Raw genomic sequence first — 11815 nt, 5'->3', positions numbered from 1 at the left:
AACTAAATAGTGATTTATTTTTTAATAAGTTTCAGTTGGTTTAATTATTATACTATTTAATTAAAATTAGATGCAACGGCAATAAAAAATAATGGAAGTAAATCAAAAGGTATTAAACCCAAATTAGGCATTAGATACTTTTTATACCATGAGTTGCACACACATGGTTGCTCAAATTGAAGTATTTAATACTTCTAGTTCTAAATAAGTTTATTTTAAAAAGATGCTGAAATCTACCTGTTCGGTACCATGTCAGCCGACAGGTAGAGACAGGAAGTTCAGCATCTAGTATAATTTAATAAATATTGTTTTTTCTAATAAAATAGAAGTAGTATGCACTTTTTTAATACATTAATAATATATTAGTTATTCGTGTTTCTAAAAATGATTTGTCCGTCTATGCTGTCTGCTAAAATAGTTTTGTCTTTTTCTACTTTATCTGCCAATATCATTTTAGATAGTTCATTAATGATTTCTTTGTTGATTAATCTTTTTAATGGTCTTGCTCCAAATGTTGCATCATAACCTTCGTCTGCTAAGAAATCGACTAATTCTCCTGTATATTCTAATTGTATATCCATTTTAGATAATTGTTTTACTAAACTATCTAACTGAATTTTTACTACTGCTTTTAAATCAATTGGCAATAATGGTTTGAACATAATCACTTCATCAATTCTATTAAAAAATTCTGGTTTTAAAACTCTTTTTAACGCTTCGAATATTTGAGCTTTAGAAGTTTCGGTAGCTGCAAATACATCATCTTCATTTTTAACTTCGTCGAAATTTTGTTGTATTAAATGAGAACCTATATTAGATGTCATAATAATAATAGTATTTTTAAAGTCAACTATTCTACCTTTATTATCCGTTAATCGTCCATCTTCTAACACTTGTAGTAAAATATTAAATACATCTGGATGTGCTTTTTCAATTTCATCTAACAAAACAACAGCATAAGGTTTATTGCGAACAGCTTCTGTTAACTGACCACCTTCATCGTAGCCAACATAACCTGGAGGCGAACCAATTAAACGAGAAACACTGTGTTTTTCCATGTACTCGCTCATATCAATTCGTATCATTGCTTTTTCATCATCAAACAACAATTCTGCTAAAGCTTTAGCTAATTCGGTTTTACCAACACCAGTTGTTCCTACAAACAAGAAAGAACCAATTGGTTTATTTGGATCTTGTAAACCAGCTCTGCTTCGTCTAATAGCATCAGCAACTGCAACAATGGCTTCATCTTGACCAACCACTCTGTTGTGTAAATAATCTTCTAGATGTAGCAGTTTGTCTTTTTCAGTTTGTAGCATTTTGGTAATTGGAATGCCTGTCCATTTAGAAACAATTTCTGCAATTTCATTAGCTTCAACTTCTTCCTTCATCAATCTACTATCGCTTTTTAATGCTTGAATTTGTTCTTCTAATACTACTAAGTTTGCTTCAGCATCTTTTATTTTACCATAACGCAATTCTGCTACTTTTCCGTAGTTGCCATTTCTTTCTTCAGCATCAGCTTGGAGTTTAAAGTTTTCTATATTTTGTTTTTCTAATTGGATTTTGTCAACAATATCTTTTTCGCTTTGCCAAGTAGCTTTTAATTCGTTTCGTTTATCGTTAAGTTCTGCTAGTGTTTTAGACAATTCTTCGACTTTACTGGTGTTGTTTTCTCTTTTTAAAGCTTCTCTTTCAATTTCAAGCTGTCTAATTTTTCTATCTAATTCATCGAGTTCTTCAGGAACAGAATCCATTTCTAAACGCAATTTTGCAGCAGCTTCATCAATTAAATCGATAGCTTTATCTGGTAAAAATCTGTTGGTAATATATCTATTAGATAATTCAACAGCAGCAATAATAGCTTCGTCTTTAATAGTTACCTTATGATGATTTTCGTAGCGTTCTTTCAATCCACGCAAAATAGAAACTGCATCTTCTACACTTGGTTCTTGTACCATAACTTTTTGAAATCTTCTTTCGAGAGCTTTATCTTTCTCAAAATACTTTTGATATTCATTTAAAGTGGTAGCACCAATAGACCGTAATTCGCCACGAGCCAAAGCAGGTTTTAAAATATTGGCAGCATCCATAGCACCATCGCCACCACCACCAGCACCAACTAATGTATGAATTTCATCTATAAACAAAATAATTTGTCCGTTTGAATCAACTACATCTTTAATCACAGCTTTTAATCTTTCTTCGAACTCGCCTTTGTATTTAGCACCAGCAATTAAAGCACCCATATCTAAAGAAAATATAATTTTAGATTTTAAGTTTTCAGGAACATCACCAGATATAATTCTATGAGCAATACCTTCTGCAATTGCAGTTTTACCAACGCCAGGTTCGCCAACTAAGATTGGATTATTTTTGGTTCTTCGAGAAAGTATGTGTAATACTCTACGAATTTCTTCATCTCTACCAATAACAGGATCGAGTTTGTTTTCTTTTGCTAATTCATTTAGATTTTTAGCATATTTTTCTAATGCATTAAAATTCATATCGGCACTTGGATTATTTACTGTTGATCCTTTTCGTAATTCTTTAATTGCTTCGGTTAAATTTTTAGTATTAATGCCTGCGTCTTTCAAAATTTTGGAAGTTTCGTCATTTACAGAAAGCAATGCCAACAACAAATGTTCTACTGAAACGAATTCATCGCCAAATTCTTTTAAATAGGAATTGGCTTTCATTAAAACTTGTGCTAAATTTTGAGATGGATATTTTACACTATCGTTAGTTACAGTTGCTTGTTTGCTTAATAATGTATCTACAACTGTATTGATGTTATTTGTATTGACACCCAATTTTTTGAATAAATATGGTGTAATGTCTTTGTCTGTATTAAGAATAGCTTTGAGTAAATGCAAAGTATCCATAGTACTGTGTTTATCATTAAAAGCCAACTGTTGAGCATTGGCTATTATTTCTTGTGATTTTATGGTATAATTATTTGGATTCATTTTTTTATTTTAGCTTAGATACATCAAAAAATATACCGCTGACAAAATGTTAGTATTTTTATAATACGATAGGAAAATTTGTCTGTTAAATTATATTTTTTACGACAAAAAGGCAATAGAATATTAGAATTAGCAGATGCTTACTTCTTCAAATTATCACAATTGGTTTTGCTACAGTTGCCATACAATGTTAATGAATGTGTTTTAATTTCTTGAAGAAATAATTCGGAAGCTGATTTTTTTACTAACTGTAATCTTGGATCGCAGAACTCAAATACTTTACCACAGTCCATACAAATTAAGTGGTCGTGCTGTCTGCTACCATATGCTTTTTCATACATGGCATGATTTTCTCCAAACTGGTGCTTGGTGACTAAATCACAATTGACCAATACATCTAGTGTGTTATAAACGGTAGCTCGACTTACATTAATATTATTATTTCTTATTTGTATGTATAAATCTTCTGCATCAAAATGGTCATCTCTATTGTAAATGGTTTCTAGTATAATGAATCGCTCTGGCGTTTTACGCAATTTATTTTTTTCAATATAATTGGTAAATATTTGTTTTGCTTCTAAATATATTTTTTCTGTAGCAGTATTCATTACATAGCAAAGATAAGGAATTAAGCCAAATTCAGTATAATTTAGAATTGCAAAAGAATAGATCCCGTATATTTTTCGTTCTTCAAATTTTCATTCATCAGCGTTCTCTATCGAGTAACTCTGATGGGAAATTTAATGTCTTAGTCAACTTGTGTTTAAATTTTAGAAATAGGTTTACTATATTTAGAAAGAATAAAATACTATGCAACATCAAATTACAACATTAGCACAATATCACGAAGCGTATAAAAAGAGCGTAGAACAACCTGAGGATTTTTGGAGCGATATTGCTTCAAGCTTTACATGGAGAAAAAAATGGGATACTGTTTTAGATTGGGAATTTAAAACACCAAGCATAAAATGGTTTGATGGTGGACAACTCAACATTACCGAAAATTGTTTAGACAGACACTTGGCTACGCAAGGTGATAAAGTTGCCATTATTTGGGAACCAAACGATCCGAATGAAGCTGAAAGAAGATTGACATATAAAGAACTGCATCAAGAAGTTTGCAAATTTGCTAATGTTTTAAAAAATTATGGTGTTATAAAAGGTGATAGAGTTTGTTTGTACATGCCTATGATTCCAGAATTGGCCATTGCTGTATTGGCTTGTGCTAGAATTGGTGCTATACATTCTGTAGTATTTGCAGGATTTTCGGCTAAATCGCTTTCTGATAGAATTAATGATTCTTCTTGTAAAATATTGGTTACTGCTGATGGTTTGTATCGTGGCGAAAAAACAGTTCCTTTAAAAGATATTTGCGATGAAGCACTGCTATCGTGTAATAGTATAGAAAAGGTTATTGTATATCAAAGAACCAATCAATCCATTCATTTTGATGAAAGCAGAGATGTGTATTGGCAAGATGCAATGCAAAATGCTAGTAGCGAGTGCGAAGCTACGACAATGGAAAGTGAAGATGAATTGTTTATTTTATATACTTCTGGTTCTACAGGAAAACCCAAAGGCGTAGTACACACTTGTGGTGGTTATATGGTATATACTTATTATACCTTTATTAATGTATTTCAGTATGAGCCCAATGATATTTATTGGTGTACCGCAGATATTGGTTGGATAACTGGTCATTCGTATATTGTTTATGGACCTTTATTAGCTGGAGCTACCACGGTGATGTTTGAAGGTGTACCTACATTTCCAGATGCAGGAAGATTTTGGCAAGTCTGCGATAAATTGAAAGTAACTAAATTTTATACTGCACCAACGGCTATTCGTGCATTAATGGCAAAAGGTTTAGAGTATGTAAATACTTACAAATTAGATTCCTTAAAAGTAATTGGCTCTGTTGGCGAACCTATTAATGCAGAAGCGTGGCATTGGTATAACGAATATATAGGAAAGAAAAAATGTCCAATTGTAGACACTTGGTGGCAAACAGAAACTGGTGGCATTATGATTTCACCTATTCCAAATGTAATTGCTACTAAGCCAACTTATGCTACTTTGCCTTTGCCAGGCATTCAACCTTGTTTGGTAGATAATGATGGCAATGAACTTTTAGAAAATAATGTAGAAGGATTGTTGTGTATTCAGTTTCCATGGCCTTCTATATTAAGAACTACTTATGGCGATCATGAACGATGTAAACTGACTTATTTCAGTACTTTTGAAAATAAATATTTTACTGGAGATGGTTGTAGAAGAGATTACGATGGTTATTATAGAATTATAGGTAGAGTTGATGATGTAATTAATGTAAGCGGACACCGATTAGGAACAGCAGAAGTTGAAAATGCGATTAACGAACATCCTAATATTATTGAAAGTGCTGTTGTAGGTTTTCCGCATGATATAAAAGGACAAGGTATTTATGCTTTTGTCATTACAGATGGTAATGAAACAACAGAAAACTTTAATCAGTCGGTTTTAGATGTAGTAACTAAATATATTGGTGCAATTGCTAAACCAGATAAAATACAAGTAGTATCTGGATTGCCGAAAACTAGAAGTGGTAAAATAATGCGCCGTATTCTACGAAAAGTGGCTGAAAAAGACATCAGTAATTTAGGTGATACTAGTACTTTATTAGATCCAAGTGTAGTAGAAGAAATTATAAAAGGAGCAGGATTGTAGAGCGTGTAGAATGAGTTGCAATATTATTTCTACCTAGTGAAGATAGCAACAAGGTTTAATTTAGTCTTCATAAATATCTAGACTCAACTTATTAAAGCATCTTTTTTTAAGTCATCGGCGAGTTCTTCTCCCAAATATTTTTCTATGATATTATGTATAATATAAATGACTGGCGTTAGTAAAACTGCTACTATAAACTTATAAATATAATTGCCTATACAAATTGTAAGCACTAATGAAAATGCCCAAGGATTTCCTGTTATATACTTTGGTATTAAATAGAAAGCAATAAATAATACTACAAAACTATCTATTAATTGAGATACTAATGTTGATCCAGTTGAACGCAACCAAATATATTTTTCGCCTGTATGTTTTTTTATTTTATGAAATACTACAACATCTATTAATTGTCCTAATAGAAAAGCAATTAATGAACCAACTATAATTGCAATACCTTGTCCAAATATTTGTTGGAAAGCATTTTGCATATTAGGTACACCTCCACTTGCTTTAGAAGTAATCCACCAATCTGCTGGCACCAATTTAATCGCTAAATAAAAAATTAGAAATGCATAAGCTAATAATCCAACTGTTAAGTTCGATAAAAATTTAACGCCTCTTGTTCCATAGTATTCATTAATAATATCAGTCATAACAAAAACGACAGGCCACAATAATACACCTGTTGTTAAATTAAATGAGAAATTATTATTAAATATATTCAAATTAATTGGCTGTAATCCTAAGGTAGCTTCTAATGAAAATATTTTAATGCCAATTACTTCTGCAACCAATGCATTACAAATAAAAATGCCACCAAGAATAATAAATAATCTTGTGCTTTTATCTTTTATGATGTTTGTAATCATTAATCTAAAGCTACTGTTTTTAATACCAATAAATTCATTGCATTATTCGGTAATCCTTTTACATTTTTATGTACAAAGCGAGTAATTTCATCGTAGTATAAAGGAATAATTGGTGCGTCTTTTATCATGATATTTTCTAATTGATGATATAATTGTTTCGCTTTAGCATCATCTATCGTTGAAATGGCTTGTTCATATAATTTATCGTAATTAGTATTTTTATAAAAAGTATAATTTGGTGGTGCACCATAACCACTATAAAATAATGACAAATAATTTTCACCATCAGGATAATCGCCAATCCAAGATGCTCTAAAAACTTCTACTTCATTTTTACGCATGGCTTCTCTTAAAAAAGCAGCTGGTGTATTTTCAATCTTTGTTTTAATACCAATATTCTTAAATTCTTTCGCAATAAAAGTTATTAAATCTTGATAGGTTGGATTAGAATATATCGTAATCTCATCAACACCATTTCCATTTGGATAACCTGCTTCTGCTAATAATTGTTTTGCTTTTTCTATATCAAAATCATATCCTTTCACAGTGTTTGCATCAAAATCTGCCATACCAGCAGGAATAATTCCATTGATTGCAGGAACACCTATACCATTTCTAAGATATTCAATCATTTTCTTTCTATCAATAGCATAGTTTAATGCTTGTCTAACTTTCTGATTTTTGAGAGCTTCGCAAGGTTGTTTTCCCATAGAAATACCTAAGTATTCGGTATTCATATATGGCATTTTAATAAAATTGAGTTTATCTTTCCATTCTGGCAATAATTCACCTGTTGGCGATAATAACTTGTCTTTATAAGCAACATCTAAACCAGTCATAAAATCGAGTTTTCCTTGTGCAAACTGATTGAACTCTGCTCCTTTATCTGCTATAAAACTAATGCGAATACCATTCAAATAAGGCAATGGTTTTCCTGCTGCATCGTGTTCAAAATAGTTATCATTTTTAGTTAAAATCAATACATTGTTTTCTTCCCAACGCACCATTTTAAAAGGTCCAGTACCACAAGGATTTGCACGAAAATCTTTACCAAAATGGTCTACCACTTCTTTTGGCACAACCGAACAATATTGTAAAGTCAACAAACCAAGAAAAGGTCTAAAAGCATGTTGCAACTGAATTTGAAGCGTAGTATCATCAATAGCTACAAAAGGATTCTCGTCGATTACTTTTCCGTTAAACAACCAAGCTCCTGTTGAAGCAATTGTAGTATCAATTATTCTATTAAAAGAATATACAAAATCCGAAGCAGTTACTTTTCGTCCTTTACCATCTTTAAATAAATCGTTATCGTGAAAAAAAACATCATTTCTTAAATGAAAAGTATATGTTTTTCCATCTTCAGTAATTGTCCACGATTTGGCAATACATGGTTGTACATTCAATTGTTCATCTATTTGTACCAATCCGTTATAAATTTGATTATCGCACCACATGGTCGCTTGGTCTTTTGCAAATGCAGGATCTAAAGAAGTTAAACCAGCACTAATGTTTAATTTAAATACATCGCTTTTTTGCTTTCCATTTGAATTGCACGATACTATAAAGAGTACAGCAATTATATATATTATTTTTTTCATCAACTCTTAGTGTTTTAGGAATAAATCAATCTGTGTATCAATCATTTTTTTGTATTCTTCATTGATTAAATTTCCATTGGCATCTATATTTTCATCAATAGCAGATAATGGTAGTTTTAGATGCATCACTTCCATTTTTAAATGATGTAAAATATTAGAAAATTGATCAATGCCTCTTAAATTTCCAGCTCTACCAGCAGCAACACCAGTAATGCATGCTCTTTTACCATGAAAGCAGGATTTTACATCTGTTGCATCTATAAATGCTTTTAGTGTTCCAGGAAAACTGCCGTTATACTCTGGAATGATAAAAATATATTTTGTAGTTGGTTGCAATATACCTTCTTCTATACTTACTAATTGTGGATTTTTTGGAACAGTATTGTAAAAATCGGTAAAAATAGTTTTATCTACATTTTCAAGTGTAAAGAAGAAATGCTTTACATTTTTTTCGCCTAATAAATAATCGTAATAATTGGCTACTTTTCTCGACTGACTATTAGGTCTTGGTGTTCCATGAAAAAGTGTAATCATATCTCAATTGCTTTGTAGCAAAGATAGTTATTCAATAAATACTTCGATTGAAAAATCTGAACACTTTGTTTGTAACATAGTCCATATAATAGAAAAACAATCTATACAACTTATTGTAAAGTTAACTTTTCTTTAAAATAATTTACATTTAATGTAAATTATTTGTTAATTATTAGTTATCTTAACCTAAGATAATTTATGCTGATATTATAAATTAAAATAATATGAAACATTTGTTTAAGATTTTAGCGGTTATTGTTATGTTTCCTAATATAAATTGGGCTCAACAATCATCTATTACTATTCCAGGAACTACTGTAATTCCTGCTAGAAAAGTTAATGGAACACTAGATGATTTAACCGATTTTGCTCAAAGAAATCAAGTGCCTTTTAAAATGCCAGATGGTACAATATTATATACAGATATTTATCTACCAATATTACAAGACAGCTTAACTTTTGATTTTGAAATTCCAATTATTAATCAAACAGTTAAGTTGGTTGTATTACAAAAAGGTTTCCAATATTTAATCTACGATTCCATAAATGGTCAACCTAATCCAAATCCATATCAATTACCAATGATTTTGGAGAGAACACCATATAATAAAAATGGTGGCGATGTTGATATAGGTTCAGCTATGTCTTTATTAGGATATGCTGCTGGAGTACAAGATATGCGTGGTAGATATACTTCGCAAGGTGCTTACTTGCCTTTATATTCTGATAGTTGGAAAAAAACACCATATCATAATTATACACATGTTTTAGATGTTACTGATATTACTGATCCAAGAAATGGAAATAATCATGAAGATGGATATAATACAGTGGAATTTATTAAAAACCAACTTACCAGAAAATATGACTTAAACAGAGATGGTATTTATGATAATACTGATTTGGTGTTTAATGGTTCTATTGGAACTTTTGGTGCATCTGCTTTAGGTTATAATCAGTTTCAAGCAGCAGCAGCTCATAAAATAGATCCAACACAACCTGGTTTAAAATGTTTATTTCCTATTGTTGGACCTCTAGAATTTTATAAAAGTACAGGATTTCATAATGGTTGTTTTCGTCATATGTTGGTCAATGGTTGGTTAAGAGGTCAGATTAAAGATATAGATGATGATATGATTCCTTACGACCAAGGAATTGATGACACACTACATTCTTCTGTTGATTATAATATGCCAAATAAATTTTATGCAGCAAACAAAGCTATCGACCATTTTGTAACAGTACAATATGAAGGCTATCCTGCTGGTTATTATCCAAATTCTATTGGAAGAAAAGATATGGATGGAAGTAAAGCAATGGTCGATATGTATGGAGAAGGTAGTGCTACTGGTACTTATTCTAGATATACCAATATGGAAGTGCCAAGTTTTCAAGTTGCTGGCTGGTGGGATATTTTTGTAGATGGAACGATTGAAACACATAATTTATTAAGAGGCAATCTAAGCGAAAAAAGAGATATGCAAAAAATTGTAATTGGACCTTGGGCACATCAAACAATTACTTCATCTACTACTGGCGATAAAACTTATCCTGATAACATAAAAGATATTACAAAAATTGACATTGCAAACTTTGGTACTGATTTAGATTTAGGTGGAATTGTTCAGTCTGAATTAATTAGCTGGTTTAGATACAATTTAAATTATCATGGACAAAATAGTGTTGGCGAACCAAAAATTTTAATTCCAAAAACAAATACTTGGCAAAAAATTATTCCAAATGTTGTTGATGCTAAATTTCCTGCTAATGATTACAAAATTCCATTTACTTATTTATTGAATTTTTTACTAGCAAAAGACGGTTTAAAACAAATTCCTATTACAGTTCGTTTGTTTGGCTTGTTGCCAATCGACTTAAAAATTGATATTCCAAAGCTAGACAAACCTATTATTGAAGGTGTTAGTAGTTCTAGTGAAATTACAGGCATTCCATATCAAGAATTTCAAGATGTACCTGCTGTAAGAATGTATGTTGTTGGTGCTTCTGATGATGATGGTAGCAATTCTGTTGCTGGCAATTATTGGTTATCCGCTGATACTTTTCCTATTCCAAATGTAACTTGGAAAAACATGTATCTACACAATAATGGTTCTTTAGATTTTACTGCACCAACTACTGATGAAGGTTTTGGTTTATATGTTCACGATCCAGATGATCCTGTTTATACTATTGGCGGTGGTAACATGATTGTAAAAACACCACAAGGCGACAGAGATAATCAAGGACAAATGAATTTGGCTGATCCGAGATATGCTCCTTACACTATGGACAGAGCAGGTGTTCTAAAATATGAAACAGAAATTCTTACCGACTCATTGTCTATAGTTGGATTTCCTAAATTTAAACTTTGGGCAAAAACAAATCCTGGTAATGCAGTTGGTGGTTTAACCGATTGTGATTTTTATGTAAGAGTTGTAGATGTATATCCTGATGGAAAAGAGTTATTTGTTGTAGAAGGTGGTGTAAATGCAAGAGCTAGAGAGTTTGCTAAATCTATTGCCATTGGTGCAGAAAATGATGATGCTCCATTTTCTAACATCAATGCAGGCGAATTGTATGAATACTATTTTCAAATGTATCCAATTGCTTATACTTTCGCTAAAGATCATAAAATTAAAATACTCATTAGTAGTAGTAATTTTCCAAGATTTCAATCTAATGCCAATGTTCCTATTGAAGATGGTGGATTTTTTAGAAGACAACCATCAGACGGACAAACTTATACTTTTAAAGGAATTGAGTATGCTCCAAGAACTTCGGTACAAAGAATTGCTTTCTCTAATGTTTATCCAACACATATTGAATTACCAGTATTTGGAAGTACTAATTTAATTACTGGAATCAAACATAATAATACCAAAGCCAATTGGGAAGTGCAGTTATTTCCAAATCCTAATGATGGTTTGTTTAGTGTATTGATTAATAAAAATGGTGAATATTTAGCCAATATATACAATAGTATTGGTCAGAAAGTTTTAACAAAAAACATGAACGACCAAGCTAGTTTTGACATCAGTCATTTAAGTAGTGGGCAGTATTATATAGAAATTATTAGTAATAATAATAGTAACGAGAGAATAACAAAATCATTCCAAATATTTTAAATAGCTAG

The 11815-nt window shown here is 31.1% G+C and carries 7 protein-coding genes; 2 read left to right on the top strand and 5 right to left on the bottom strand.

Going from position 1 to position 11815, the window contains the following annotated elements; all coding sequences use genetic code 11:
• Positions 1–362: 362 nt before the first annotated feature.
• Both clpB and H6553_09360 read right to left on the bottom strand, forming a co-directional pair.
• Entirely contained in the window at positions 363–2969 is a 2607-nt protein-coding gene (gene clpB, locus H6553_09365; protein MCB9034034.1) for an ATP-dependent chaperone ClpB, read from the bottom strand.
• 140 nt (positions 2970–3109) lie between these two features.
• Positions 3110–3577: a transcriptional repressor gene (locus tag H6553_09360; protein ID MCB9034033.1), complete on the bottom strand. Its 468-nt coding sequence runs from the start codon at positions 3575–3577 to the stop codon at positions 3110–3112.
• Positions 3578–3779: 202 nt separating this feature from the next.
• Here H6553_09360 and acs point away from each other — a divergent pair, with 202 nt between their 5' ends.
• Complete coding sequence (gene acs / locus H6553_09355) at positions 3780–5675, top strand: acetate--CoA ligase (protein ID MCB9034032.1); 1896 nt, start codon at positions 3780–3782, stop codon at positions 5673–5675.
• Between the two features lie 83 nt (positions 5676–5758).
• Here the strand turns inward: acs and H6553_09350 are convergent, their stop codons facing one another.
• The 3 genes from H6553_09350 to H6553_09340 are packed head-to-tail and all read right to left on the bottom strand — an operon-like array spanning position 5759 to position 8682.
• Positions 5759–6547: a queuosine precursor transporter gene (locus H6553_09350; GenBank protein MCB9034031.1), complete on the bottom strand. Its 789-nt coding sequence runs from the start codon at positions 6545–6547 to the stop codon at positions 5759–5761.
• Positions 6547–8148 (bottom strand): ABC transporter substrate-binding protein, encoded by a 1602-nt coding sequence (locus tag H6553_09345; protein ID MCB9034030.1) that lies wholly within the window; start codon positions 8146–8148, stop codon positions 6547–6549. Before H6553_09345 ends, H6553_09350 begins: the two co-directional genes overlap by 1 nt.
• A 6-nt stretch (positions 8149–8154) precedes the next feature.
• Positions 8155–8682, bottom strand: coding sequence for an NAD(P)H-dependent oxidoreductase (locus tag H6553_09340; protein ID MCB9034029.1), 528 nt, complete (start codon positions 8680–8682; stop codon positions 8155–8157).
• Positions 8683–8906: 224 nt separating this feature from the next.
• Between H6553_09340 and H6553_09335 the strand changes: the two genes are divergently transcribed.
• Entirely contained in the window at positions 8907–11807 is a 2901-nt protein-coding gene (locus H6553_09335) for a CocE/NonD family hydrolase (protein ID MCB9034028.1), read from the top strand.
• Positions 11808–11815: the final 8 nt, after the last annotated feature.

It is taken from the genome of Chitinophagales bacterium, from assembly GCA_020636535.1.
Taxonomy (GTDB): Bacteria; Bacteroidota; Bacteroidia; order Chitinophagales; family JADIYW01; genus JADJSS01.
This window is presented reverse-complemented; position numbering and strand designations above follow the sequence as displayed.

Bases quoted from the DNA above. Each gene is read 5' to 3' on its own strand.
- clpB (MCB9034034.1), bottom strand. From the start codon at position 2,969: ATGAATCCAAATAATTATACCATAAAATCACAAGAAATAATAGCCAAT.
- H6553_09360 (MCB9034033.1), bottom strand. From the start codon at position 3,577: ATGAATACTGCTACAGAAAAAATATATTTAGAAGCAAAACAAATATTT.
- acs (MCB9034032.1), top strand. From the start codon at position 3,780: ATGCAACATCAAATTACAACATTAGCACAATATCACGAAGCGTATAAA.
- H6553_09350 (MCB9034031.1), bottom strand. From the start codon at position 6,547: ATGATTACAAACATCATAAAAGATAAAAGCACAAGATTATTTATTATT.
- H6553_09345 (MCB9034030.1), bottom strand. From the start codon at position 8,148: ATGAAAAAAATAATATATATAATTGCTGTACTCTTTATAGTATCGTGC.
- H6553_09340 (MCB9034029.1), bottom strand. From the start codon at position 8,682: ATGATTACACTTTTTCATGGAACACCAAGACCTAATAGTCAGTCGAGA.
- H6553_09335 (MCB9034028.1), top strand. From the start codon at position 8,907: ATGAAACATTTGTTTAAGATTTTAGCGGTTATTGTTATGTTTCCTAAT.